Below are 26369 nucleotides of genomic sequence, written 5' to 3' on the forward strand. Positions count from 1 at the left end.
TTACACGGGGGTGACGTACGCGCCCGCGATGCCGCCGTCGACGAGGAATTCGGCGGCGTTGACGAACGAGGAGTCGTCGCTGGCGAGGAAGGCGACGGCGGACGCGATCTCCTCGGGCTCGGCGAACCGGCCGACCGGGACGTGGACGAGGCGGCGCGCGGCGCGCTCGGGGTCCTTCGCGAACAGTTCCTTGAGCAGCGGGGTGTTGACCGGCCCGGGGCACAGGGCGTTGACCCGGATGCCCTCGCGGGCGAACTGCACGCCCAGCTCGCGGGACATGGCCAGCACGCCGCCCTTGGAGGCGGTGTAGCTGATCTGGGAGGTGGCGGCGCCCATCACGGCCACGAAGGAGGCGGTGTTGATGATGGAGCCGCCGCGGCCGGTCTGCTCGAACTGGCGCTGCATGTAGGGCAGGGCGTGCTTGCAGCAGAGGTAGACCGAGGTGAGGTTGACCTCCTGGACGCGCTTCCAGGCGTCCAGGCCGGTGGTGAGGATGGAGTCGTCGTCGGGCGGCGAGATACCGGCGTTGTTGAAGGTGATGTCGACCGAGCCGTAGGTGTCGAAGGCGGTCCGGTAGAGCGCCTCGACCTGCTCGTCGTCGGTCACGTCGACCTGGACGAAGGTGCCGCCGACCTCTTCGGCGGCGGCCTTTCCGGCCACCTCGTCGATGTCGGCACAGACGACGTTGGCGCCTTCGGAGGCCAGTCGGCGGGCGGTGGCCAGGCCGATGCCGCTGCCGGCTCCGGTGATCACGGCGGTACGGCCGACGAGGCGGCGGCACACTGCGGTCTGGTCGGTCACTTGCTCTCCTCGGTTGTGCTGGGCTCGGTGCTGATGAAGATGTTCTTTGTTTCGGTGAAGGCCTTGAGCGCGTCCGGGCCCAGCTCACGGCCGAGTCCGGACTGCTTGAACCCGCCGAAGGGGGTCCAGTAGCGCACGCTGCTGTGGGAGTTGACGGAGAGGTTGCCCGCGGCGACGGCGCGCGAGACGCGCAGGGCGCGGCCGACGTCGCGGGTCCACAGGGAGCCGGAGAGGCCGTAGTCGGTGGCGTTGGCGAGCCGTACCGCGTCGGCCTCGTCCTCGAAGGGCAGGACGACGGCGACCGGGCCGAAGATCTCCTCGACCGCCGTACGGTCCCCGGGGCGCCCCTCCAGGACGGTGGCCGGGTACCAGAAGCCCTTGCCGGCGGGGGCCTCGCCGCGGATGGCGGCCGGGGCGTCCTCGGGGACGAAGGAGCGCACCCGCTCGCGCTGGGCGGCGGAGATCAGCGGGCCCATCTGCGTCGCCGGGTCGGCCGGGTCGCCGACGGTGAACGCCTGGACGGCGGGCTCCAGCAGCTCCATGTAGCGGTCGTAGACCGAGCGCTGGACGAGGATGCGGCTGCGGGCGCAGCAGTCCTGGCCGGTGTTGTCGAGGAAGGACCCGGGGGTGGCGGCCGCGGCGGCCTCGAGGTCGGCGTCGGCGAAGATGATGTTGGGGCTCTTGCCGCCGAGTTCCAGGGTCAGCCGTTTGGTCTGCTCGGCGCAGCGGGCGGCGATCTGGCGGCCGGTGGCGGTGGAGCCGGTGAAGACGACCTTGGCGACGCCGGGGTGGTCGACCAGCGCGGTGCCGGTGACCGGGCCCTCGCCGGGCAGGACCTGGAAGAGGTGCTCGGGGAGCCCGGCCTCCAGGGCGAGTTCGGCGAGCCTGAGCGCGGTGAGCGGGGTGGTCTCGGCGGGCTTGAGGAGGACGGCGTTGCCGGCCGCGAGCGCGGGGGCGGTGCCCCAGGCGGCGATCGGCATCGGGAAGTTCCAGGGGGCGATGACGGCGACGACGCCGAGCGGCTCCTGGACGGTGATGTTCAGGCCGCCCGCGACGGGGATCTGGGTGCCGGTCAGGCGCTCCACTCCCCCGGCGGCGTAGTGCAGCAGATCGCGGACGTTGCCCGCCTCCCATTGGGCGTTGCCCAGGGGGTGGCCCGCCTCGGTCAGCTCCAGTTCGGCGAGCTGCGGGATGTGGGCGTCGACGACGTCGGCGAAGCGGCGCAGGATGCGGGCGCGGTCGCCGGGGGCGACGGCGGCCCAGGCCTCCTGGGCGGCGGCGGCCCGGCGGACGGCGGCGTCGACCTCGGCGGGCGAGGTGGTGGGGACGGTGGCCACCACTTCCTCGGTGGCCGGGTTGAGGATGTTCAGTTCGTGCAGACCATTGGTCACGGTCGTGTTCCTTACATGCGCTCGAAGGAGCGGAAGCGCTCCCAGTCCGTGACGGCGGCGTCGTAGGCGTCCTGCTCGACGCGGGCCATGTGGCGGTAGTGCTCGACGACGTCGTCCCCGAAGGCGGCACGGGCGATCGGGCTGGCCTCCCACAGGTCGGCGGCCTCGCGCAGGGTGGTGGGGACGTGCGCGGCGTCGCCGTCGTAGGCGTTGCCGGTGGTCGCCTCGGGGAGTTCCAGCTCGTTCTCTATGCCGTACAGACCGGCCGCGACCATGGCGGCGACCGCGAGGTAGGGGTTCACATCGCCGCCGGGCAGGCGGTTCTCCAGGCGGTGGCCGCGGCCGTGGCCGACGACCCGCAGGGCGCAGGTGCGGTTGTCCGGGCCCCAGGCGACGGCGGTGGGCGCGAAGGAGCCGGGGCGGAAGCGCTTGTAGGAGTTGATGTTGGGGGCGTAGAAGAGCGTGAAGTCACGCATGGCGGCGATCTGGCCGGCGAGGAAGTGCCGCATGGTCGTCGACATGCCGTACGGGCCGTCGTCGTCGGCCAGCACCGGCAGGCCCTGCTCGTCCTGGAGCGAGAGGTGGATATGGCAGGAGTTGCCCTCGCGCTCGTCGTACTTGGCCATGAAGGTGAGCGCCATGCCCTCCTGGGCGGCGATCTCCTTGGCGCCGGTCTTGTAGATGGTGTGCTGGTCGCAGGTGGTGAGCGCCTCGTCGTAGACGAACACGATCTCGTGCTGGCCGAGGTTGCATTCGCCCTTGGCGGACTCGACGGTCATGCCGGCCGCGCCCATTTCGTTGCGGATGCGGCGCAGTACGGGCTCGACGCGGCCGGTGCCCAGGACGGAGTAGTCGCCGTTCCACTGGTTGGCGGGCGTCATCTGGCGGTAGCCGCGCGTCCAGGCGTCCTCGTAGCTGTCCTTGAAGAGCATGAACTCCAGCTCGGTGCCGGCGTACGCGCTCCAGCCGTGCTCGGCGAGCCGGTCGAGCTGGCGGCGCAGGATCTGCCGGGGCGAGGCGACGACCGGGGAGCCGTCGTGCCAGGCGAGATCGGCGGTGATCAGCGCGGTGCCGGGGTTCCAGGGGGTGCGGCGCAGGGTGGCGGTGTCGCCGTGCATGGCGAAGTCGCCGTAGCCGCGTTCCCAGGAGGACATCTCGTAACCGTCGACGGTGTTGAGGTCGACGTCGACGGCGAGGAGGTAGTTGCAGCCCTCCGTGCCGTGGTCGAGAACGGTGTCGAGGAAGTAGCGGGCGGCGAACCGCTTGCCCTGGAGCCTGCCCTGCATATCGGTGAAGGCGAGGACGACGGTGTCGATCTCGCCGGCATCGACAAGGACTCTGAGCTCCTCGACGGAGAGCGGGGGCGTGCGGTCTGCCACGGTATTGCCTCCTGTCACTGCATCCGGAAGTCATAAGGTAGGCACACGGACCATTGATTGGGAAGGGGTTCCGATGGACGGTGCGGCGGATCGACTGTCCCCCGTGCTGCGGCCGGTGCGGGCGGGCAACGGTTTCGAGGAGGCGCTGGAGCAGATACTCCAGATCGTCCGGCTCGGACTGGTGCCCCAGGGCGAACGGCTGCCCGCGGAGCGGGAGTTGGCGGAACGGCTGCAGATCAGCCGGGTCACCCTGCGCGAGGTGCTGAAGGTGCTTCAGGACGAGGGCCTGGTGGAGAGCCGGCGCGGGCGCTATGGCGGCACCTTCGTCCGGACGCGCACGAAGAGTCCCGGCGAGCCGGAGCTGCGGCGCCGGATCGAGAAGATCGACGTCGAGGACACCCTGCGCTTCCGGGAGGTGCTGGAGGTCGGCGCGGCAGGGCTCTGTGCGGCCCATGGGCTCACTGACGAGGGGGCCGACCGGCTGCGCGCGGCGCTGGCGGCGACCCAGGACGCCCCGCTCGCGGACTACCGCCGGCACGACACCCTGCTCCATCTGACGCTGGCGGAGCTGTCCGGTTCGCCGTCGCTGGCCGCCCAGTACGCGGCCGTACGGGCGGGTGTGAACGACCTCCTGGACTGCATCCCGCTGCTGGTACGGAACCTGGAGCACTCCCAGACCCAGCACGCCGCGCTGGTGGAGGCGATTTTGGAGGGCGATGCGGACGGTGCGCGCGAGGTGATGCGTGAGCACTGCTGCGGGACCGCGGCCCTGCTGCGCGGATTCCTCACCGACCCGTCGGCGCGGCCCGGGGCCCCGCGTTAACCAGTCTTTTACCCGGAGGTCTTGCGCTGTCGCCGTGCGGAGAGCAAAGGTATGCCGCTGAACCTTTGCACGATTCTCCCCTCGGCAAGGCAGGAGCGGCTCATGGCCGACAGCACCACTTCGCAGTCCGCACCGCCCCCCACGGCCCCGGGCGCCGCCTCGTTGGACGAGGCCTATCTGGAACGGCGAACCCTGCGCCGCGGCAGCGCGGGGCCGCTGCTGCTGACCGGCCTGGGCGTCGCCTATGTCGTCTCCGGCGACTTCTCCGGCTGGAACAACGGCCTGGCCCAGGGCGGCTTCGGCGGCCTGGCGATCGCCGCCGTCCTGATGGGCCTGATGTACACGTGTCTGGTCTTCGCGCTGGCCGAGCTGGCGTCGATCCTGCCGACCGCGGGCGGCGGCTACGGCTTCGCCCGGCGTGCCCTGGGGACCTGGGGCGGCTTCCTCACCGGCACCGCGATCCTCATCGAATACGTCCTCGCGCCCGCCGCGATCTCCATCTTCATCGGCGACTACGTCGAATCCCTCGGCCTCTTCGGCCTGCACTCCAGCTGGCCGGTCTATCTCGCCTGCTTCGTGATCTTCATCGGCATCCATCTGTGGGGCGTGGGCGAGGCGCTGCGCTTCAGCCTGATCGTCACCGCCGTCGCGGTCGCCGCACTCGTCGTCTTCGCGCTCGCCGCGCTCACCGATTTCCATGTGGACGCGCTCAACGACATCCCCGTCAAGGCCGGTGCCTTCGGCGCCAACTCCTGGCTGCCGTTCGGCGTTCTGGGGATCTGGGCGGCCTTCCCCTTCGGGATGTGGTTCTTCCTCGGCGTCGAGGGCGTACCGCTGGCCGCCGAGGAGACCAAGGACCCGGCGCGGTCGCTGCCCAGGGCGATGGCCGCCGCGATGGGCATTCTGCTGCTGCTCGCGCTGATCACCTTCGTCGCCGCCACCGGGGCGCGCGGTTCGGCCGCCATCCAGTCCGCGGGCGATCCGCTGGTGCAGGCGCTGCAGCCGCACGGTACGCCGACGACGGTGAGCCGGATCGTCAACTACGCGGGCCTGGCCGGGCTGGTGGCGTCCTTCTTCTCGCTGATCTTCGCCGGGTCGCGGCAGCTGTTCGCCCTCTCCCGGGCCGGCTACCTCCCCCGCTTCCTGTCCCTGACCAGCCGCCGCAAGGCTCCCTACCTGGGGCTGCTCGTACCGGGCGCACTGGGCTTCGCGCTCGCCGCGGCCACCGGGGACGGCGCCCGGATGCTGAACGTCGCCGTCTTCGGCGCCACCATCTCCTACGCCCTGATGGCCCTCTCCCATATGGTGCTGCGCCGCCGCGAGCCCGGTCTGCACCGCCCGTACCGCACCCCTGGTGGCATGCTGACCTCGTCCCTCGCCTTCGTCCTGGCCCTCTCGGCGCTGGTGGCGACGTTCCTGGTCGACAAGGACGCCGCCTTCATCGCGCTCGGCGTGTACGTCGTGGCGCTGGCCTACTTCGCCTTCTACTCCCGGCACCGCCTGGTGGCCGCGGCTCCCGAGGAGGAGTTCGCCGCGCTGGCGGCCGCCGAGGCCGAACTCACCCGCGACTGAATCCATCCCCGCACACCGTCTACGGAGGACGTCCCGATGTCCCAGCCCCAGCCCCTCATCGGCATCAGCACCTACCAGGAAGAGGCCCGGTGGGGGGTCTGGACGCTGCCCGCCGCGCTGGTGCCCGCCGGATACCCCCGGCTCGTCCAGCGCGCGGGCGGGCTCCCGGCGCTGCTGCCGCCCGGCGACCCCGACACCGCCGCGGCGACCGTCGCGCGGCTGGACGGGCTGGTGATCGCCGGCGGCGCGGATGTCCAGCCCGCGCGGTACGGGGCCGAGCCGCACCCCAGGACCGGCCCGCCCGCACTGGACCGGGACGCCTGGGAACTGGCCCTGATCGAGGCCGCGTTGGCGGCCCGGCTCCCGCTGCTGGGCATCTGCCGGGGACTTCAGCTGCTGAATGTGGCGCTGGGCGGCACGCTCGTCCAGCATCTCGACGGCCATGCGGGCCCGCCCGGGGTCTTCGACCGCCACGACATCAAGCCCGTGGCCGGCACCCTGCTCGACGCGACGCTGCCCGAGCCGGTGTCCGTGCCGACCTACCACCACCAGGCGGTGGACCGGCTCGGCCGGGAACTGGTGGTCTCGGCGTACGCGGAGGACGGCACCGTGGAGGCCCTGGAGCTGCCGGCCGCGCACGGCTTCGCACTGGCCGTGCAGTGGCACCCGGAGGCCGGGGACGACCCGCGCGTCATGGACGCGCTGGTGGCGGCGGCGCGTGGGACGTCCCCGGCGGCGTAACCGGCGGCTCAGACTTCCCTCGACCCGCAGAAGTACGGGATCCAGCCGCGGTTGCCCGCGTAAGAGATCTTGAGCCAGGTGTTGTCCTTGTGCCCGCACAGGTTGTACGAGCCGCCCTTCGAGGCAAGGCCGCCGACGATGCAGGCGGTCTTGCCCTTGGGGAAGAGTCCGAGCGCGGTGGCGCTCACCTTCTTCTCCGTGCGGATCTTCACGCTCTCCTGCGCCTCGGCCCGGACGCAGGAGGCCGGCGCGGACGTGGCGGCCGCGGCGGCGGTGTGCGGCGTCCCGGGCGTACTGGCCGTGGCGACCCCGCTGGTCATGGCGGTGCCGATCAGGGCCGCCGAGGCGAGGGCGGGCGCGATGAACTTGAGCCTCATGTGTGGTGGTTCCCCCTTGCATGTGGTGCCGGCGGGCGTATGGGAGCACACCGGCCGTTCGCACACACTAGCGAGACGGGGGGAGGTGATCAACGAGATTGCCGCACCCGCGGGAAGGCCCGCACGGCTCAACCGGCCGCCGCCCGCGGGAGGTTGGGCGCCGCCGGGCAGCGGTTGGCGGACCGGCCGGGTGGTGATCGGCCGGACGTTCGGCTCTTCGGTTCAGTCCGCCGTGGGGTCGGCCGACCGGTCGGCCGACCGGTCAGTGCGTCAGCGGATACGACGCCCGGCCGGACGCCGCGTCGATCTCGTCGTGCGCCTTGGTCAGCAGTTTCATCGCCAGGTCGTTGAGCGCCCTGGCCCCCGCGACCTCCTCGCCGACCCTCGGCTGATCCGAATCGGCGGGATGACGGCTGGCGTATCCATGGGACCGCACCTCGCTCCCGTCCGGGAGCCGTACGAGCGCCGCCGCGCGCGTGCGGTGATGGTCCTCCTCGAATTCCAGCTCCACATGCCATCCGACAGCGGTCTGCATCTTCATCATGACGATCACCTCCGGAGCCGCTGTTACCAGAGTGCGTCAGGTCCCGCATCCGCGCACGATGTGGCGCGGCGGCCGCCCGCGGGCCCGGCCGCGCCCCGCAGACCCTAACCCCGGAAGTCGTCCGCCACCCCGACCAGCAGGACCCGGCTCTCCGGTACGAGGGAGCGCCAGCGGTGGGTGACGCCGCCGGAGCAGTAGAAGGTGTCGCCCGGACCGAGCCGGTGGCGGGTGCCCTCGGCCTCGGCCTCCACGCAGCCCTCGATGACGTACATCAACTCGTCGTGCGGATGGCGGAATTCGCGCTGCCAGTCGTGCCGCCCGGTGAACTCCAGGGCGTGCAGCTGCTGCCGGCCGCGGACCAGGGGGCGCACCCGGCCGTGCTCGCCGTCCTCGGGGACGGCCGGGGAACCGGCGCGGACGACATCGACCGTACGGGGGCCGTCGGCGGCGGCCAGGAGGCGGACCGCGGTGGTCTCCAGCGCATCGGCGATCTTCTGGAGCGAGCGCATGCTGGGGCGGGCGCGGTCGTTCTCGACCTGGCTGAGGAAGGGGGCGGACAGCCCCGTGCGGCGGGCGAGTTCGGCCAGCGTGATCTCCAGGGCGCGGCGCCGTCTGCGCACCCCCGCCCCGACCCGGGGAGTGTCCGCCGCCTCGCTCATCGCCCGCTCCTTATTGCTGCGTTCACAGGTCTGCAACACCGCGCCCCTAGCGTCTACGCTGTTTGATCCCATCAAACAAAGTTTGACGAGTTCAAGCTCCGCGATCTTCGACATCACGCTTGACCAGGGGAATCATCATGACCGCAGTCGATCAAAACACACGCCGCCGCCGCGGCACCGGCCTGATCGCCCTCGACGAACAGGCCGCCTTCGCCGGCTACACCCTCTATGCTCCGCTCACCGGCGGCGGCGAGGTGCTGCTCATCGACCTCCACGGCACCGTCGCGCACCGCTGGCGGCTGCCGCACCGCCCCGGACGCCACGCCCGCATCCTGCCGAACGGCAACCTCGCCTACAACGCCACCCTCCCGGACCAGGACGCACTGTTCCCGATGTGGCACAAGTACCGGGGCGGGCTGATGCAGGAGATCGATCCGCAGGGGACGGTGCTGCGGGAGTTCACCGATCCGCTCCAGCACCACGACGCGCACCACTACGGCGACGGGCGGATCCTCTACACCGCGCTGGAGCCGCTGACCGGCGCGCGGGCGGCGGCGGTACGCGGCGGCGTGGCCGGATCGGAGGCGGCCGGCGGCACGGTGTACGCCGACACCATCCGCGAGGTCGACGCGGACGGCCGGCTGCTGTGGTCCTGGCGGGTCGCCGACCACCTCGACCGCGATGAGTACGCCCTGCACCCCGACTACTCCCGCGAACACTGGCCGCTGATCAACTCCGTCCTCCCGCTCGCCGACGGCAACATCCTGGCCAGCCTGCGCAGCGTCTCCGCGGTGATCGTCATCAGCCGGGAGAGCGGGGAGATCCTGTGGCGTACCGAGCCGGGACTGGTCTCCCAGCAGCACCACCCCACCGAGCTGCCCGACGGCAACATCCTGATCTTCGACAACGGCGTCTTCCGGCCCGGCCACGATGTGCCGTTCTCCCGCGTCATCGAGGTGGAGCGGCCGTCCGGCAAGGTGGTGTGGGAGTACCACGACCCGGCGCGCGAGGCGTTCTTCGCACCGTTCATGGGCAGCGCCCAGCGGCTGCCCAACGGCAACACCCTGATCACCGACTCCCCCGCCGGGCGGCTCTTCGAGGTGACGGCGGACGGGCTGCTGTGCTGGGAGTACGTCGTCCCGGAGTTCGGGAGCTACCGCGAGCCCGAGGTCGGCACGCTCTTCCCGTCGCTGAACAACGCGGTCTTCCGCGCCTACCGCTATGACGCCGGGCAACTGCCCTGGCTGAAGCGGCGGGTGTGACCGATGGCCGCCGCCCCGGGAACCCCCACGCCCGTCGTGCCCGCCACGCCCGCCGTGGACCAGCGGCTGCCGCTGTCCCGGCTGCTGCCGCTGGCCGCGCAGCACGTCCTCGCGATGATCGCGGCGCCCGTCTCCTCGGTCTTCCTGATCGCGGCCGGTCTGCATCTGCCGCCCGCCCGCACCGCGTCCCTGCTCAGCGCCACCCTGGTGCTGTGCGGGGCCGGGGCGCTGCTCCAGTCCTTCGGAGTGCTCGGGACCGGGGCCCGGCTGCCGTTCATGATGCTGCCGGGCGGCGCGGCGGTGGCCATCTTCCTGGAGATCGCCCATGCCCACGGCGCCGCCACCGCCTCGGGGTCCGTTCTCCTCGCGGCCGCGCTGCTGCTGGCCGTACTGCCGCTGTACGGGCGGCTGCTGCGGTTCTTCCCGCCGCTGGTGATGGGCGCGACGGTGCTGGTCATCGGCGTCAACATGGTCCATGTCGCGGCGCCCATGGCGGTCGCGGGGCGCCGGCTGGCGCTGGTCACCATTGCCGCGACCACCTTGTGCTTCCTGTTGCTGCGCGGGGTCTGGCGGCAGCTGTCGGTGCTGATCGGCATGGTGGCCGGCACCGCCGTCGCCGCGCTCGGCGGCGGCGGTGCCTTCCGTACCGTCCCGGGCGATGCGGTGCTGGCCCTGCCGCGGCTGCTCCCGTACGGCGTCCCGCACTTCGACCTGCTGGCCGCGCTGCCCCTGATGGTCTTCGCGCTCGCCTCGCTCGCCGAGGCGACCGGGCAGACCGTCCTCAACAGCGAGGCGGTGGGCCGTACTCCCGACCCGGCGCGCGATGTCCCGCGCACCGCCCGCGCGGATGCCCTCACCTCGCTGGGCGCCGGGCTGCTCGGCGGGCCGGTGATGGTGACCAGCGCGGAGAACATCGGCATCGTTCAGCTCACCGGTGTCCGCAGCCGGTTCGTGACCGCCGCGGCCGGTGCCCTGCTCGTGCTGAGCGGTCTGTTCGCGCCGGTCACCCGGCTGCTCGCCGCGCTGCCCACCCCGGTGGTCGGCGGCGCGGCCCTGGTGATCTACGCGGTGATCGCGGCCATGGGCATCGGCATGCTCCGCCGTACCGACCTCGCCGACCGCGCCGCCTCCACCGTCGTCGCGCTCACCCTGCTGGCGGGGCTGCTGCCCGTCCTGGCCCCGCAGTTGTACGCACCGCTGCCCGGCTGGGCCCGCACGCTGTTCGGCAGCGGGGTGCCGGCCGCCGCCCTGACGGCGATCGTGCTGTCGGCGCTCTTCGGACGGCGGGCGGCGGATGCGCCGGACGCGGCGCGGCCCGCTTCGCTCGCCGGGCCGCCGCGCTGAGCCTCAGGACCCCTGCGTCAGCCCCAGCAGCTGCCGGGCCGGACCGGCGGGGCGCTGACCGGTCGGCCAGACGGCCCGCAGATCCCGCCCGAGGCGCAGGTCCTGGACCGGGATCTGCACCAGCCGGCGGGCGGTCAGCTCCTCCCCGACGGCGAGTTCGCTGACGACGGAGGGCGCGGCCTCGCTGACCACGGCGGCCTTGACCGCGGTGGTGGAGGCGAGTTCGAGCAGGGGCTGCGCCAGGCCGCCGTAGCGGGCGAGTGCCGCGTCCAGCACCTGGCGGGTGCCGGAGCCGCGTTCGCGCAGGATCAGCGGGGTGGCGGCCAGTTCGGCGGCGGTCAGCTCCGTACGCCGCCTGGACCAGCGGTGGCCGGGGGCGGCGACCACGATCAGCCGGTCGTGGCCGATGACCGCGCCGTCCAGCCCCGCCGGCACCTGAAGGCCCTCGACGAAACCGAGGTCGGCCTCGCCCGCCAGCAGCCGTTCGGCGACCACGCTGGAGTTGCCCGCGATCAGCGACACGGCGGTGTCCGGGCGCTGGGTGCGCAGCGCGATCAGCCAGCCGGGCAGCAGATATTCGGCGATGGTCATGCTGGCGGCGACCCGCAGCCGGGAGTCGCGGCGCCCGCGCAGCGCCTGCGCGCCCGCGTCGAACGCCTCGGCCGCCTCCACCACCCGCCGCGCCCAGTCCGTGACCAGCACCCCGGCGTCGGTGAGCCGGGAGCCGCGCGGTGAGCGTTCCACCAGGGCCACGCCGAGCTGCCGTTCCATCGAGCGGATGCGGCTGCTGGCGGCGGGCTGGGTGATGCCCGTCGCGCGGGCGGCCCGCCCCAGGCTGCCGAGCCGGGCGACGGCGAGCAGCAGCTCCAGCGCGCCGAGGTCCGGGACCCGGTGCGCGAGGGGTACGGCGGCGGGTCCGGACTCTTCGTTGCCCATAAACCCAGCTTATGCCCTCATAGACGCAATGTCCCTGGTGGGCGCGGCCCGGTACGGCGACGCTCGTCTCATGAGCCTCACCGCGCAAGCACCTTCGCCGGCCACGGACGCCGCCCCCGGCACCCGCGGCACCGCCTCCGCCCGCCGCCCCCGCCCCTCCGTCCGTCATCTCGGCCCGAACTGGTACGCCGCGGTGATGGGCACCGCGATCGTCGCCAACGCCGGTGCGGCCCTGCCGCTGCGGGCACCGGGGCTGCGCGGCGCGTACACGGTCGTCTGGGCGCTGTCGGCGCTGATGCTGGTGACGCTGCTGGGCGCCCGGACCGTCCACTGGGTCCGGCACCGCGACCAGGCCCGGCTGCATCTGCTGGACCCGGCCGTCGCGCCGTTCTACGGGTGCCTGTCGATGGCGCTGCTCGCGGTCGGCGCCGGCACCCTCGCGGTGGGCCGGGACGTACTGGGCGCCGGGGCCGCGCTCGCCGCCGACGGCGTGCTGTGGACCGCGGGCACCCTCGTCGGGCTGGTGGTCGCCGCCGGTATCCCGTATCTGATGATCACCAGGCACCGCATCGAGGCGGGCAGCGCCGCACCGGCGTGGATCCTGCCGCTGGTCGCGCCGATGGTGGCGGCGGCGACCGGGCCGGCCCTGATACCGCATCTGCCGGCCGGGCAGTGGCGGGCGGCGATGCTGCTGGGCTGCTACGCGATGTTCGGGATGTCGCTGCTGGCGACGCTGCTGGTGCTGCCGCTCGTCCTGGCCCGGCTGTTCCACCACGGTCCGCTGCCGCTCGCGCTGACCCCGACGCTGCTCCTCGTCCTCGGCCCGCTGGGCCAGTCCACCACCGCCGTGCACAACCTCGCCGACGCCGCCCCCGGGGTCGTCGCCGCCTCCTCCGCACACGCCATGGGCGCGTTCGCCGTCCTGTACGGCGTGCCCGTGATGGGCTTCGCTCTGCTGTGGCTGGCGATCGCCGCGGCGATGGTGGTGCGGGCGTTCCGTAACGGCATGGGCTTCGCGATGACCTGGTGGGGCTTCACCTTCCCGGTCGGCACCTGCGTCACCGGGGCCGCGGGGCTCGCCCGGCACACCGGACTCGCCGCGTACACCTGGCTGGCGGTGGCGCTGTTCGCCGTCCTGGTGACGGCGGTGGCGGTGACCGCCACCCGCACCGGGCTCGGCCTGGCCCGCGGGCAGCTCCTGGCGCCGCCGAGCCCGCAGCCCGCGGCGCGGTAGGGCCTTTCCGACGGGTCGGCGCCGCGCGCCCGGCCATGACCCATCGGACAGGCCCTGGTCACCGCGCCGCCGCCAGCGCCCCCGCCAGCGACCCGGCGGCCTGCGCCAACGACGGGCCGTACCAGGTCAGATGGCGCCCGCTGACCAGCGCGGCGGGCAGCCGGGGGAACGCCTCGGGCCCGTCGTCGGCGGTGAAGCGGTACGGCTCGTCGGGCAGCACGACGAGATCGGCGCCGGTGGCGTTCAGCTCGTCGAGGGGGATACGGGGGTAGCGGTCGGCGTGGCCTGCGTAGACATTGCGCACGCCGAGCCGGGCGAGCAGATCACCGGCGAAGGTGTCCCGCCCCAGCACCATCCACGGCCGCCGCCAGATCGGCACCACCGCGGACCGGCGCTCCGCCCCGGCGGGCAGGTCCCGCCAGGCGGCCTCGGCCGCGTCCAGCCAGTCGGGCCGGGGCAGTCCGCAGCCGCGCACCAGCAACCGGTCCAGCTCGCGCAGTGCCTGGTCGAGGGTGCGGATCTCGGTGACGTGGACGGTCAGCCCGGCGGCCCGCAGCGTGGCCAGGTCCGGCGGGCGGTTCTCCTCCTCGTTGGCGATCACGAGGTCGGGCGCGAGGGCCGCGATCCGGGCGGTGTCGGGGTTCTTGGTGCCGCCGATGCGGATGACGTCGAGCCCGGCGGGGTGGCTGCACCAGTCGGTGGCGCCGACCAGCAGCTCGGGCGCGGTGGCCGCCACCGCCTCGGTGAGGGAGGGCACCAGGGACACCACGCGCCGGACGGGGCCGCCGGGGAGCTGAGGGGTCATCCGTCCACGGTACGCGGCCGGGGCCGGCGCCCGCCGAGAACGCGCGCCGCCCCGGAACCGGCCGGTCAGGAACGGGTGTTGGTGCCGGAGTCCACGCCGGCACGGGCACGGGCATGGGCATGGGCACGGGCGTTGGCGTGGGCGTTGCGCCGGAGCAGATAGGCGGCGCCGCCCGCCAGCGCCAGCAGCGCCAGCCCGCCGGCCGCCTGGCTGGCGTTGACCCCGTCGACCCGCCCGTCGCGTACGGTCACGGTCTCGCTGAACTTCCCGCCGCCGCTCCCGCAGTCGACGGTGACCCGGTAGTGGCCGGGCGTGGCGCTCCGGTGCACGGTCGTATCGGCCGCCATCCCGCGCGCGGCCGGCTCGAGGACCACCGAGCCGAAGAGGGGCGAGGCGGCCGTGGCACCCCGGTCCACCGCGCACCGCCGGCCGTCGCTGACGCTCACGCGCTGCCCGGCCGCCATCGGGTCCGGCTCGACCAGCGCCGCCGCGGCCGGCGCGGCACATCCCAGAACGGCTGCGCCGGCCAGGGCGACGGCGGCGGTACGTACAGGGTTCACGGTCGCCTCCTGCGCCGGCCGCGGCTTCGGCGGCCGCGCGGCAAGACCGGCACAAGGGGAGCGAATCACTGCCCGCACCAGGTCGCGACGCGGGCGGGGCCGACAGGTGGAGGCGGTACTCCATTCCAGGGCGAGCCGTCGCGTGCCGGACGGCGGGCAGGTGGCGGGCGAAACGGCGGACCCCGCCGCCCGGCTGCTGCCGGGGGCGGGGTCCGCGGGGAAGGGCGGTGCGGTCACTTCACCGGCGCCATCTTGTCGACGATGCCGGGGTGGTCGGCGATCCACTTCTCGACGCCCTGGTTCTCATGGCCCTTGCCGGCGTCCTGGATGTCCTTCTCCAGGCTGCCGAGCTGGTCGGGCGTCATCTTCCAGTTCTTGAGCCAGCCGGCGAACTCCGGGAACTTCTTCGGGAAGCTCTTGTTCGCGACCGTCTTGATCTGGTTGTTGGCGCCCCAGGTGCCCTTGGGGTCCTCGAGCTTGGTGAGCTTGTACTTGCTGTACGCCCAGTGCGGGGACCACAGGACGACCGCGATGGGCTCCTTCTTGGCGTAGGCCCGCTCCAGCTCGGTGAGCATGGCGCCGGTGCCGGCCTCGGTGACCTGGAAGTCCTTCAGTCCGTAGGCGGGCTGGACGACATCGTGCAGGCGCTTCATCTCACCGGTGCCCGGCTCGATGCCGATGATCTTGCCCTTGAACTCGTCCTTGTGCTCGCGCAGATCGTCCATGGTCTTGACGCCCTTGACGTAGGACGGCACCGCGATCTCCAGCGACGTCTTGTCGTACCAGGCGCCGCCGTCGACGACGTCCTTCTTGTACTTGTCCCAGTACTGCTTCTGCGCGACCGGCAGCCAGCCGTCGGTCTCGACGTCGATCTGCCCCGTCGACAGGCCGGTCCACATCGGGCCGACGTCGAGGTTGCGGATGTTCGGCTTGTAGCCGCGCTTCTCGAGGATGTTCTTCCACAGGTAGGTGGTGGCGATGCCCTCGTCCCACGCGGGGTAGCCGATGTTCGGCGCCTTGCCGGCGTCCTTGCCCTTGGCGTACGTGGCGTGGGCGGACGGGGCGAGCTTGTTGACCAGGCCCGGGTTCTTCTTGAGCCAGGTGCGCACGCCCTCCTGCTCATGGCCGACGCCGGCGGTCTTGACGTCGTCCTCCAGGCTGGTGAGCTGCTTCTCGTCCAGGTGGAAGTTCTTCATCCACCCGGCGACCTGCGGCTCGTCCTTGGCGAAGCCCTTGCGGCCCAGCATGTGCAGGCTGTCACCGGAGCCGAACGAGCCCTTGGGGTCCTTCAGCTTGGTGAGCTTGTACTTGTTGTAGGCCCAGTGCGGGGACCACAGCGTGACCGCGATCGGCTTCTTGGCGTGGATGGCGCGGTCCAGTTCGGTGAGCATCGCGGAGGTGCTGGACTCCTGCACCTTGTACTCGCCGCCCAGGCCGTAGTCCTTGAGGACCTTGTCCTTGAGGATCTTCATCTCGCCGGCGCCGGGCTCGATTCCGGTGATCTTGCCGCCGAACTCGCCGCCCTTGCCCTTGAGGTCGTCGAGGGACGTGAGGTCCTTCATGTACGAGGGGACCGCGATCTCCAGCGACGTCTTGTCGTACCAGGCGCCCAGGTCCTCCAGCTTGTCCTGGTACTTCTTCCAGTACGCGGCGTGCGTCGTCGGCAGCCAGGCGTTGGTCTGGACGTCGATGTCACCGCGAGCCTGCCCGGCGAACAGCGGACCGGCCTCCAGGGCCTGGACCCTGGGCTTGTAGCCGCGCTGTTCGAGGATTTCCTTCCACAGGTACGTGGTGGCCTTGCCCTCGTCCCAGTTGACGTAGCCGAGGCTGACCGGACGGCCCTTGCCGTCGGTGGTGCCGCCGGCGCCGCCGCTGTCCTTGCCCATGAAGTTCATCCCGCCGGCGAGCAGCGCCAGCACGATCACGCCGACCATCGCCACGGAGGTGGCGGGCTTCCACTGGAGGAACTTCCATCCGCCGAGCGCGGACTGCGCCTTGGCCAGGGCGCGCCGCCCGAGCGGGGAGACCCGCTGGTTGAGCGCGCCGGTCATCCGGTCCAGGTACATGGCGAGGATGACGACCGCGAGGCCGGCCTCGGAGCCCAGCGCCACATCGACGGAGCTGATGCCGTTGTAGACGGAGCCGCCCAGACCGCCGCCGCCGACCATGCCGGCGATGACGACCATGGACAGCGCGAGCATGATGACCTGGTTGACACCGGCCATGATCGTGGGCAGCGCCAGCGGCAGCTGCACGCGGAAGAGGGTGCGCCGCGGGTGGGTGCCGAACGCCTCGGCGGCCTCGACCAGTTCCTCGTCGACCTGCCGGATGCCCAGCTCGGTCATGCGGACCGCGGGCGGCATGGCGAAGACGATGGTCGACACGATGCCGGGGACGACACCGAGGCCGAAGAAGAGGATGCCGGGGATCAGGTAGACCATCGCGGGCATCGTCTGCATCAGGTCCAGGACCGGGCGCAGCGCGCCGCCGACGGCGCGGCTGCGGGCCGCCAGGATGCCCAGCGGGATGGCGACCGCGATCGTGATGAGGCAGGCCACCAGCACCAGCGACAGCGAGGAGACGGTCTCGTCCCATTGCTCGATGGAGATGATCAGCGCGAAGCCGAGGAAGGTGAACACGGCGGCCGGCAGTCCGCGCAGCCACCAGGCGATGACGGCGAGGATGCCGACGAGGATGAGCGGCGCGGGCGCGGCGAGGACCGTGTGGATCGCGCTGTAGAAGCCGTTCAGGATGTGGGTGACGAAGTCGAAGAGCCAGCTGAGGTTGTCCCGGAGCCAGTCGACGCCGTCGCTGACCCAGCTGCCCACGGGGATCCTAGGCACCGGCGATCACCTTGCCCTCGGTCTTCTTGGTGAGGGGCGTGGTGGCGTCCGCGGACCCGTCGGGGGCATCGGTGGCCGGGTCCTCGTGGGCGGACTCGCCGAGGACGCCGAGCAGCCGGGCGACGGGGACGGCGCCGATCAGCTTGCCCTGCTCGTCGGTGACGGCGACCGGGACGGTGCTGGTCGAGCAGGGGGTGAAGAGCTCGACGAGGGGGGTGTCCACGTCGGCGGTGGCGGGCGACGCGGCCTGGAACTCCGCCGCGGTGGCGAGCTTCTTGCCGTCGTCGGTCGTCATGCCGAGCACGGTGCCGACCTCGTCCATGATCGCGCCGGCGGTCAGCACCCGGGTGCGGTCGACGTCCTGGATGAAGGAGGCGACGTAGTCGTTGGCCGGGCGCACGAGGATGTCCTCGGCGGTGCCGGTCTGCACGATCCGCCCGTCGCGCATCACCGCGATCCTGTCGCCGAGCCGCATGGCCTCGTTGAGGTCGTGGGTGATGAAGACGATGGTCTTCTTCAGCGTCTTCTGCAGCTCCAGCAGCTGGTCCTGCATATCGCGGCGGATCAGCGGGTCGAGCGCGCTGAAGGACTCGTCCATCAGCAGCAGATCGGCGTCGGTGGCCAGCGCACGGGCCAGGCCCACGCGCTGCTGCATACCGCCGGAGAGCTCGTCGGGCCAGGACTTCTCCCAGCCCTTGAGCCCGGTGAGTTCGAGCGCCTCGGTGGCCCGCCGTTCGCGCTCGGCGCGCGGTACGCCCTGCACCTCGAGGCCGTAGGCGGCGTTCTCCAGCACGCTGCGGTGCGGGAAGAGCGCGAAGTGCTGGAAGACCATGGAGATCTTCTCGGAGCGGACCTTGCGCAGCTCCTTGCCGCTGAGAGAGGTCAGGTCCTGGCCATCGATCCGGACGGTGCCGGCGGTCGGCTCCAGCAGCCCGTTGAGCATGCGCAGCAGCGTGGACTTGCCGGAACCGGACAGACCCATGACGACGAATATCTGGCCCTCGTCCACCTCTATCGACGCATCGATCACGGCGGCGGTGGTGCCTTCGGCCCGCAGATCGTCACGGCCGACGCCGTCTTCGAGCTTGCGGACCGCGTCCTCGGGTCGTCTGCCGAACACTTTGTACAGATGCTCGGCTTGCAGCCTGGACACATAGACCTCTCTTGTCGCACGAGAAACGACCTGCCACCCCCGCCGGCAGGTCGTGGAACGGCACGGGTTCGGCCCGGCTCACCCGGCGTGAAAGTTGAATTCCCTACCAGGTCCGCTCCGGCTGCGCGCCTGCCCGTCTTTATGGGGCTCAAACAAGACGGTGTCCCACATCACAACCGTGTGAGGTAAGGGGCATACGGCATCATGCGGGGTGTGACTCGACGCCTGATGCTCCTCGACACCGCCTCTTTGTACTTCCGCGCCTATTTCGGGGTACCGGAATCGGTCAAATCCCCGGACGGCACTCCCGTCAACGCGGTGCGCGGTTTGCTGGACTTCATCGCCCGGCTCGTCCAGGACCACCACCCCGACGATCTGGTCGCGTGCATGGACTTCGACTGGCGGCCCCAGTGGCGGGTCGAGCTGATCCCGTCGTACAAGGCGCACCGGGTCGCCGAGGAGGCGCCCGCCGCCTCCGGGGAGCCCGACGAGGAAGAGATCCCCGACACCCTCTCCCCGCAGGTCCCGGTCATCGAGGAGGTCCTGGACGCGCTGGGAATCGCCCGGATCGGCGCCGCGGGCTACGAGGCCGACGACGTCATCGGCACCCTGACCGCGCGGGCGGACGGCCCGGTCGACATCGTCACCGGCGACCGCGACCTCTTCCAGCTCGTCGACGACGCGCGCGGCATCCGCGTCCTGTACCCCCTCAAGGGCGTCGGCACCCTCCAGATCACCGACGGGGCGCTGCTGCGCGAGAAGTACGGCGTGGACGGCTCCGGCTACGCCGATCTGGCGCTGCTGCGCGGCGACCCCAGCGACGGACTGCCCGGCGTGCCGGGCGTCGGCGAGAAGACCGCCGCCAAGCTGCTGGACGCCTACGGCGATCTGGCGGGCATCATGGCCGCCGCCGACGACCCGGCGTCGAAGCTGACCCCCACCCAGCGCAAGCGCCTGACCGAGGCGCGCCCGTACCTGGACGTCGCGCCGAAGGTCGTCCGCGTGGCCACCGACGTGCCGGTTCCCGACGTCGATCACACCCTGCCCGCCGAGCCGGGCGACCCGGAGCGGCTGGAAGCGCTCGCCGCGCAGTGGGGCCTGGGCGGATCCTTGCAGCGATTGCTCGCCACCCTCCACCGGTAACCTGTTAGGTTAGGCATACCTAATTCGCGACCTCGTCGACCGGGGGTCGCGTCCGATCGGGTCCATCCATCCGGCGAACACGTCAGGGGAATGTCGTGGCAGCAGAGCGTCCGGCCCGCAAACAGCCCACACTGCACCGCGCCCAGGTGGTGCGCACCGAGCGGCTCACTCCGCACATGGTGCGCGTGGTGCTGGGCGGTGACGGCCTGAGGAACTTCACGGCGGGCGAATACACCGACCACTACGTCAAGTTGGTGTTCCCGCTGCCCGGGGTCAGCTACCCCGAGCCGTTCGACATGGCCCACATCCGCGCCGAACTCCCCCGCGACCAGTGGCCCAGGACCCGTACGTACACCGTGCGCTCCTGGGACCCCACGGCCCGCGAACTGACCCTCGACTTCGTGGTGCACGGCGACGAGGGACTGGCCGGGCCGTGGGCGGCCGCCGCCGCTCCCGGCGACGAGATCCTCTTTCTCGGCCCCGGCGGCGCCTACGCCCCGGCCGCCGACGCCGACTGGCATCTGCTGGCCGGCGACGAGAGCGCCCTGCCGGCCATCGCGGCCTCGCTCGCGCGGATGCCCGCGGGCGCGCCGGTGCACGCCTTCATCGAGGTGGCGGGGCCCGAGGAGCGCCAGGAGCTCGACGCCCCGGCCGGCGCCGAGATCACCTGGCTCCACCGCGGGGCCGCCCCGGTCGGCCGCGAACTGGTCGCCGCCGTACAGCGGTGGGAGTTCCCACCGGGCCGGGTGCAGGCCTTCGTCCACGGCGAGGCCGGGTTCGTCAAGGAACTGCGCCGCCTGCTCCGCATCGACCACGACATCCCCCGCGAGGCCCTGTCCATCTCCGGCTACTGGCGCACCGGCCACGACGAGGACGGCTGGCAGGCCTCCAAGCGCGACTGGAACCAGCGGGTGGAGGCGGAACAGGAAACCGCCCCGGCGGCCGCGTCCTGAACCTCCGCACGGGCCGCGCCGCGTCCTGAACCACCGCACCGAGCGCGCCGCCTCCGGCGCCCCGGCCCGTGCCGCATCCGGCGGGGCCGGGCCTCAGCGCCCCGGCCCCGCCCCCGTCCCTCCGGAGGCGGCGCGGGCACCCTCGTCGAACCGGCGGGCCGAGCCGTCCACATGCGCCAGCCGCCGCATCGCGCTGAGCACCGCATCGCCCAGCACCGTCCCCACCACGACCCTCTCCACCAGCGTGTCGACCTCGGCGTTGCGCCCCACGAACGCCAGATCCGCGGCCGCGATCCGCTCGCACGCCTCGGCGTAGTCGTCCAGCACCTCCTCGAAGGAGCCGTGCCCGATGCCCCGGAAGGTGGCCAGCGCGACGGCCATCGCCTCGGCCGAGACATGGTCCGGACCGACCTGCCAGCCCCGCCGGCGTACGAGCTCCGCGACCGTGCGCCGCGCCTCCGCCAGCCCCTCCGGCTCCCCCGCGGACACCGGAGTGATGGCCTCCTGCGCCGCACCCAGCACCTTGTGCACCGACTCCTCGGGCGAGTCGACGGCGGCCAGCACCTCGCGGACGGCCGAGACGGACAGCCCCCCGACGTCCATCAGCCCGCGGATCAGCCGCAGCCTGCCCACATGGGTGTCGTCGTAGCTGGCCTGATTGGGGCTGGTCAGGCGGCCCGCGGGGAGCAGTCCTTCCCGCACGTAATACTTGATCGTCGGGACCGCCACGCCGGTCTGCCGGCTCAGTTCCCCGATGCGCATGCGCTGCCCCTTCCTCGCCACTTCACCCCGCCATGATAGATAGCCCGGCTATCCAGTCGGCGGCGGGAGACCCCGTGCCCCGTCCGTGCGTCGGCTGTGCACCTCGCCGGCCCGCCCCGCCTCCGGCACCCCCTTCGCCAACTGCCCCGCCGGAAGTATTGGTTGACGGCGCATACATCTCTTTGTTCCACTGATCCCATGCGTCCTTTCCAGCGGCTGGTCACCCGCGACCACATCGACTTCGGTCGGGTGTGGTCCGCCTCCTGTTGCCGCTGACTTCTCCGTAGCGGGCGCTTTCCTTTTTCCGTACGGCGCTTCGTCCGGGGCTTCCGCCCGGCGCTCCGCCGGGCCTTCCCGTACCCCCCTCCCGTACGCCCGCACGCCGCCCGCACATGCCGCCCTTCGCACATCACCCCTTGCATGCCTGATATGTCACCCCCTGCATGCCGCCCTTCGCATGCCTCCTGCGCATGCCCCGCATGATCTACGAGAAGACGAGGCCACCCCATGCCTGTCGAGTTCCTCGGCATCGCCGCAACCCACGACGGATCCGAAGTCACCCCCCGCTCCGGCGCCTCCTTCGACAAGGACTACACGCTCAAGCTCGCCCGCGCCCATGAGGAATACGGCTGGGACCGAGTGCTGTTCGCCTACGCCTCCGGATCGCCCGACCCCTCCCCCGCCGCCGCCTATATCGCCGCCCGCACCGAGACCCTGCAGCTGCTGGTCGCCCACCGCCCCAACGTCTCGTACCCCACCTTCGCCGCGAAGACCTTCGCCACGCTGGACCGGATCAGCGACGGGCGGCTGGCCGTGCACTTCATCACCGGCGGCAACGACCACGAGCAGGGCCGCGAGGGCGACACGCTCTCCAAGGACGAGCGCTACGAGCGCACCCGCGAGTACATCCGCATCGTCAAGAAGATCTGGACCAGCCACGAGCCCTTCGACCACGAAGGCACCCACTACCGCTTCCACGACTTCGTCTCCGACACCTTCCCCCTCCAACAGCCCCATCCGCAGGTGTCGTTCGGCGGGTCGTCGGCCGCGGCGTATGCGGCGGGCGGCGCCGAGGCGGACATCTACTGCCTGTGGGGCGAGCCGCTGGCAGGGACCGCCGAGCAGATCGCCTCGGTCAAGGCGGCGGCACGGGCGGCGGGCCGCAGCGATGTCCCCCGGATCCAGGTCGCCTTCCGGCCGATCCTCGCGCCGACCGAGGAGCTGGCCTGGGAAAAGGCGCACCGCACCCTGGAACGGATCAAGGCCCGCAAGGCGGGCGCGCCGCTCAACCGCCATCAGGGACTGAAGAACCCGCAGAACGCCGGCTCCCAGCGGCTGCTCGCGGCCGCCGCCGCGGGCGAGCGCCACGACCGGGCGCTATGGACCCCGACCAGCGCGGAAACGGGCGGCGCCGGCAACTCCACCGCCCTGGTCGGCACGCCGGAGACGGTCGCGCAGGCCCTGCTGGACTACTACGACCTGGGCGTGGACATCATCTCCGCGCGCGGCTACGACCTGCTCGACGACGCGATCGACTTCGGCCGCCACGTCATCCCGATCGTCCGCGAGGAAGTCGCCAAGCGGGATGCGGAGCGCCAGACCTCCGCCGAACGAGACACAGATCGCCAGGTCCCCGCCGGGTGATCGCCGGGTGACCGCAGGGCGGCCGGCGCCAGGTCCCCGCCGGGAGACCGCCGGGAGACCGCCGGGCAACCGTCGCCAGGTCCCCGCCGCGCGATCGCCGGGTGATCGCCGGGCGACCGTCGCCAGGTCCCCGCCGCGCGATCGTCGGGTGATCGCCGCCAGACCCCCGCCGGGCGATCGTCGGGTGATCGCCGGGCGACCGTCGCCAGGTCCCCGCCGGGAGACCGCCGGGCGACCGTCGCCGGGAGATCGCCAGGCGACCGCCGCCAGACCGCCGCCGGGCGACCACCAGGCGACCCCCGCCAGGCGACCGCCCCGCCCCTGGCGGATCCGACCACCATCCCGCCGCCCACATCCCATGCCCCCGCCCCCCGGAATACCGCCCCGCGCCCCCGCGTTGTGGACCCGCAGGGGGCTTCCGCAACCCCTACGGGATCTGTTCGCCACCCCCCTAAGGGCCCACCCCCCAACGGCCCACCCCCCCAAACCACATGACGGTGCTCGCCCCCGTACCAGGAGGCGAGCACCGTCATCAACGAAGAGCAAGCACCGTCACCGGCCCCGCCGACTACCCCACCGACGAATACGCCACCACGCCCCGCAGCACCCCGTCCACCGCCTTGCGCGCCGCACGGGCCACCGAGCTGCCGGACGGGGCGGCCGCCGCGATCTGACCGAGGACGTCGATCAGCTGCTTGCACCAGCGGACGAAGTCGCCGGCCGGCATCTCCGCCTCCCGGAGCACCTCGTCGAGGCCGAAGCCGGAGGCCCAGCGGTACGCGGCCCACGCGAAGCCGAGGTCCGGCTCGCGCTGGCCGACGCCCTCCGCCTGGTTGATCTTGTGGTCCTCCTCGAGGGCATCCAGCCGCCCCCAGATCCGGACCATCTCCGCCAGCGCGTCCCGGGCCTTGCCGGACGGTAGCTTCGGCGCCACCGCATCGTCCGCCTGCCGCGCCTCGAACACCAGCGCCGACGCACAGGCCGCCAGCTCGGCGGGGCCCAGCCCCTCCCAGACGCCGTCGCGCAGGCATTCGCTGGCCAGCAGATCCAGCTCGCCGTACAGCCGGGCCAGCCGTCGGCCCTCTTCCGTGACGGTGTCGCCCTCCAGGTAGTCCAGCTCGGTCAGCAGCGCGCAGATCCGGTCGAAGGTGCGGGCGATGGTGTTCGTCCGGCCCTCGATACGGCGCTCCAGCTGGCGGGTGTCCCGCGCCAGCCGGTGGTAGCGCTCGGCCCAGCGGGCGTGGTCCTCGCGCTCGGCGCAGCCGTGGCAGGGATGCGCGCGGATCTCCGTACGCAGCCGGGCGATCTCGCGGTCGTCGGCCGCCTCCGAACGGGGCTTGCGGTGCCGCGACGGCACGAGATGACCGGCCTTCGTGCGCAGCGCGGACGCCAGATCGCGGCGCGACTGCGGGCTGCGGGCGTTGAAGGACTTGGGGATCCGCATCCGGTCCAGCGGCGCGACCGGCACCGGGAAGTCGATCGAGGCCAGCCGCTTGACCTGCCGCTCGGCGGTCAGCACCAGCGGCCGCGGGCCGTCCTGCGCATCGAAGCCGCGGTGCCGGTCCGTACGGCCCGAGGACATACCGGGATCCAGCACCAGCGCCAGGCCGGCGTACTTGCCCGTCGGCACATGGATGACATCGCCCGGCTTCAGCTTCTCCAGCGCCGCCGCGGCGGCCACCCGCCGCTGCGCCGCGCCCTGCTTGGCGAGCTCCGTCTCACGGTCCTTCAGCTCCCGCCGCAGCCGGGAGTATTCCTCGAAGTCGCCGAGGTGACAGGTCATCGAGCCGCGGTAACCCGCCAGCCCCTCTTCGTTCTTCTGCACCTGCCGGGAGATCCCGACCACCGACTTGTCGGCCTGGAACTGCGCGAACGACATCTCCAGCAGCTCCCGCGAACGGTGCCGCCCGAACTGCGAGACGAGGTTGACCGCCATGTTGTACGACGGCTTGAAGGAGGACCGCAGCGGATACGTACGCGTACCGGCGAGGCCGGCCAGCGCGCCCGGATTCATCCCGCGCTGCCACAGCACCACCGCATGGCCCTCGACGTCGATGCCCCGGCGCCCCGCCCGCCCGGTGAGCTGGGTGTACTCGCCGGGGGTGATGTCGGCGTGCTGCTCGCCGTTCCACTTGACGAGCTTCTCCAACACCACGGACCGGGCGGGCATGTTGATGCCCAGCGCGAGCGTCTCGGTCGCGAAGACGGCCTTGACCAGCCCTTGGACGAACAGCTCCTCGACGACCTCCTTGAACGTCGGCAGCATGCCGGCGTGGTGCGCCGCGATGCCCCGCTCCAGGCCCTCCAGCCACTCGAAGTAGCCCAGCACATGGAGGTCGTCGTCCGGAATACCGGCCGTCCGCGCCTCCACTATCCGCCGGACCCGCTCGCGGCCCTCCTGGTCGTTGAGCCGCAGGCCCGACGCCAGGCACTGCTGGACGGCCGCCTCGCAGCCGGCGCGGCTGAAGATGAAGGTGATCGCGGGCAGCAGGCCTTCGTTGTCGAGGCGGTCGATCACCTCGGGCCGGCTGGGCGTCCAGATCCGGGCCCGCTGGCGGCGCTCGCGCTCGCGGTCGGCCTCGCGCATGTTGCGGCCGCGCCGCTTGTCCCGGCCGAACGTCGGGCGGCTGTTCTCCATCCGCGCCAGCCGCTCCAGGTCGGGGTTGACCTCGCGGCGGCCGCCGCCCTGGCCGCCGTCCCGCTCCTCGAACAGGTCGTACATCCGCCGGCCCGCCAGGACGTGCTGCCACAGCGGCACCGGCCGGTGCTCGGCGACGATCACTTCGGTGTCACCACGGACGGTGTCCAGCCAGTCGCCGAACTCCTCGGCGTTGGAGACCGTGGCCGAAAGCGACACCAGCGTCACCGACTCGGGAAGATGGATGATCACCTCTTCCCAGACGGCGCCGCGGAAGCGGTCGGAGAGGTAGTGCACCTCGTCCATGACCACGTAACCGAGGCCTATCAGGGACTGCGAGCCGGAATAGAGCATGTTCCGCAGCACTTCGGTGGTCATCACGATCACCGGCGCCTCGGAGTTGACGCTGTTGTCGCCGGTCAGCAGGCCGACCTTGTCGGCTCCGTAACGCTTGACCAGGTCCTGGTACTTCTGGTTGGACAGCGCCTTGATCGGGGTGGTGTAGAAGCATTTGCGGCCCTGCTCCAAGGCCAGGTGGACGGCGAATTCGCCGACGATCGTCTTGCCGGATCCGGTGGGTGCCGCGACCAGCACCCCCTTGCCGGCCTCCAGGGCCTTGCACGCCTCGAGCTGGAACGCGTCCAGATCGAAGTCGTACATCTCTCGGAAAGGGGCGAGTGCGGTGGCCTGCTCGGCCGCCCGGAGCTTGGCGGCGGCATAGCGCTCAGCAGGGGACATGTCCTCGGTCATCGTGCTTACGAGCCTACCGGCCACCTCTGACAACGACCGGATCATTATCCGGCTC

At 71.9% G+C, this 26369-nt stretch carries 22 protein-coding genes; 9 read left to right on the top strand and 13 right to left on the bottom strand.

The window, feature by feature from the left end:
- The 3 genes from AC5677_RS08025 to AC5677_RS08035 are packed head-to-tail and all read right to left on the bottom strand — an operon-like array spanning position 1 to position 3571.
- Entirely contained in the window at positions 1-801 is an 801-nt protein-coding gene (locus AC5677_RS08025; RefSeq protein ID WP_497194315.1) for a 3-oxoacyl-ACP reductase, read from the bottom strand.
- The gene (locus AC5677_RS08030) at positions 798-2192 is read right to left on the bottom strand and encodes an aldehyde dehydrogenase family protein (RefSeq protein ID WP_497194316.1); all 1395 of its coding nucleotides are present in this window, start codon (positions 2190-2192) and stop codon (positions 798-800) included. The genes AC5677_RS08025 and AC5677_RS08030 overlap by 4 nt, the downstream gene beginning before the upstream one ends.
- Before the next feature lie 11 nt (positions 2193-2203).
- A complete protein-coding gene (locus AC5677_RS08035) occupies positions 2204-3571 on the bottom strand; it encodes a glutamine synthetase family protein (RefSeq protein ID WP_497194317.1) in 1368 nt (455 codons plus the stop codon).
- A gap of 73 nt (positions 3572-3644) precedes the next feature.
- Between AC5677_RS08035 and AC5677_RS08040 the strand changes: the two genes are divergently transcribed.
- The 3 genes from AC5677_RS08040 to AC5677_RS08050 all read left to right on the top strand — a co-directional run bounded on the left by AC5677_RS08040 (position 3645) and on the right by AC5677_RS08050 (position 6707).
- Complete coding sequence (locus tag AC5677_RS08040) at positions 3645-4394, top strand: FadR/GntR family transcriptional regulator (protein ID WP_497194318.1); 750 nt, start codon at positions 3645-3647, stop codon at positions 4392-4394.
- Between the two features lie 102 nt (positions 4395-4496).
- Positions 4497-5966 carry an ethanolamine permease gene (eat, locus tag AC5677_RS08045; protein ID WP_497194319.1) on the top strand — a complete coding sequence of 490 codons (1470 nt, stop codon included), beginning with the start codon at positions 4497-4499 and terminating at the stop codon, positions 5964-5966.
- A gap of 36 nt (positions 5967-6002) precedes the next feature.
- Positions 6003-6707 (top strand): gamma-glutamyl-gamma-aminobutyrate hydrolase family protein, encoded by a 705-nt coding sequence (locus AC5677_RS08050; protein ID WP_497194320.1) that lies wholly within the window; start codon positions 6003-6005, stop codon positions 6705-6707.
- An 8-nt stretch (positions 6708-6715) separates the two neighbouring features.
- On the opposite strand, the gene AC5677_RS08055 is transcribed toward AC5677_RS08050, so the two are convergent.
- The 3 genes from AC5677_RS08055 to AC5677_RS08065 form a co-directional block, all read right to left on the bottom strand.
- A complete protein-coding gene (locus AC5677_RS08055) occupies positions 6716-7084 on the bottom strand; it encodes an SH3 domain-containing protein (protein ID WP_497194321.1) in 369 nt (122 codons plus the stop codon).
- Between the two features lie 262 nt (positions 7085-7346).
- Positions 7347-7628, bottom strand: coding sequence for a DUF1876 domain-containing protein (locus AC5677_RS08060; protein WP_497194322.1), 282 nt, complete (start codon positions 7626-7628; stop codon positions 7347-7349).
- 104 nt (positions 7629-7732) lie between these two features.
- Complete coding sequence (locus AC5677_RS08065) at positions 7733-8287, bottom strand: helix-turn-helix domain-containing protein (RefSeq protein WP_497194323.1); 555 nt, start codon at positions 8285-8287, stop codon at positions 7733-7735.
- 137 nt (positions 8288-8424) lie between these two features.
- On the opposite strand from AC5677_RS08065, the gene AC5677_RS08070 reads away from it, so the two are divergent.
- Both AC5677_RS08070 and AC5677_RS08075 read left to right on the top strand, forming a co-directional pair.
- Entirely contained in the window at positions 8425-9549 is a 1125-nt protein-coding gene (locus AC5677_RS08070) for an aryl-sulfate sulfotransferase (protein ID WP_497194324.1), read from the top strand.
- Positions 9550-9552: 3 nt separating this feature from the next.
- On the top strand, positions 9553-10893 hold the full coding sequence (locus tag AC5677_RS08075) for a uracil-xanthine permease family protein (protein WP_497194325.1): 1341 nt from the start codon (positions 9553-9555) through the stop codon (positions 10891-10893).
- Positions 10894-10896: 3 nt separating this feature from the next.
- On the opposite strand, the gene AC5677_RS08080 is transcribed toward AC5677_RS08075, so the two are convergent.
- Entirely contained in the window at positions 10897-11829 is a 933-nt protein-coding gene (locus tag AC5677_RS08080) for a LysR family transcriptional regulator (protein ID WP_497194326.1), read from the bottom strand.
- Between the two features lie 70 nt (positions 11830-11899).
- On the opposite strand from AC5677_RS08080, the gene AC5677_RS08085 reads away from it, so the two are divergent.
- Complete coding sequence (locus AC5677_RS08085; RefSeq protein ID WP_497194327.1) at positions 11900-13063, top strand: TDT family transporter; 1164 nt, start codon at positions 11900-11902, stop codon at positions 13061-13063.
- 58 nt (positions 13064-13121) lie between these two features.
- On the opposite strand, the gene AC5677_RS08090 is transcribed toward AC5677_RS08085, so the two are convergent.
- From AC5677_RS08090 to AC5677_RS08105, 4 genes are all read right to left on the bottom strand, one after another.
- Positions 13122-13868: a helical backbone metal receptor gene (locus tag AC5677_RS08090; RefSeq protein ID WP_497194328.1), complete on the bottom strand. Its 747-nt coding sequence runs from the start codon at positions 13866-13868 to the stop codon at positions 13122-13124.
- Positions 13869-13933: 65 nt separating this feature from the next.
- A complete protein-coding gene (locus AC5677_RS08095) occupies positions 13934-14428 on the bottom strand; it encodes a hypothetical protein (RefSeq protein ID WP_497194329.1) in 495 nt (164 codons plus the stop codon).
- A gap of 233 nt (positions 14429-14661) precedes the next feature.
- Positions 14662-17271, bottom strand: a complete 2610-nt coding sequence (locus tag AC5677_RS08100; RefSeq protein WP_497194330.1) for an ABC transporter permease/substrate binding protein — start codon at positions 17269-17271, stop codon at positions 14662-14664.
- Positions 17264-18424, bottom strand: coding sequence for a quaternary amine ABC transporter ATP-binding protein (locus tag AC5677_RS08105; RefSeq protein ID WP_497194331.1), 1161 nt, complete (start codon positions 18422-18424; stop codon positions 17264-17266). Before AC5677_RS08105 ends, AC5677_RS08100 begins: the two co-directional genes overlap by 8 nt.
- Before the next feature lie 228 nt (positions 18425-18652).
- Between AC5677_RS08105 and AC5677_RS08110 the strand changes: the two genes are divergently transcribed.
- Positions 18653-19567 (top strand): 5'-3' exonuclease, encoded by a 915-nt coding sequence (locus tag AC5677_RS08110; protein WP_497196541.1) that lies wholly within the window; start codon positions 18653-18655, stop codon positions 19565-19567.
- A gap of 95 nt (positions 19568-19662) precedes the next feature.
- The gene (locus AC5677_RS08115) at positions 19663-20520 is read left to right on the top strand and encodes a siderophore-interacting protein (RefSeq protein ID WP_497194332.1); all 858 of its coding nucleotides are present in this window, start codon (positions 19663-19665) and stop codon (positions 20518-20520) included.
- Between the two features lie 93 nt (positions 20521-20613).
- Here the strand turns inward: AC5677_RS08115 and AC5677_RS08120 are convergent, their stop codons facing one another.
- Positions 20614-21282: a MerR family transcriptional regulator gene (locus tag AC5677_RS08120; protein ID WP_497194333.1), complete on the bottom strand. Its 669-nt coding sequence runs from the start codon at positions 21280-21282 to the stop codon at positions 20614-20616.
- 507 nt (positions 21283-21789) lie between these two features.
- Here AC5677_RS08120 and AC5677_RS08125 point away from each other — a divergent pair.
- Positions 21790-22926, top strand: coding sequence for an LLM class flavin-dependent oxidoreductase (locus AC5677_RS08125; protein WP_497194334.1), 1137 nt, complete (start codon positions 21790-21792; stop codon positions 22924-22926).
- Between the two features lie 568 nt (positions 22927-23494).
- Here the strand turns inward: AC5677_RS08125 and AC5677_RS08130 are convergent.
- Positions 23495-26314, bottom strand: a complete 2820-nt coding sequence (locus AC5677_RS08130) for a DEAD/DEAH box helicase (protein WP_497194335.1) — start codon at positions 26312-26314, stop codon at positions 23495-23497.
- Positions 26315-26369: the final 55 nt, after the last annotated feature.

Source organism: Streptomyces sp. JLSY215, from assembly GCF_059682825.1.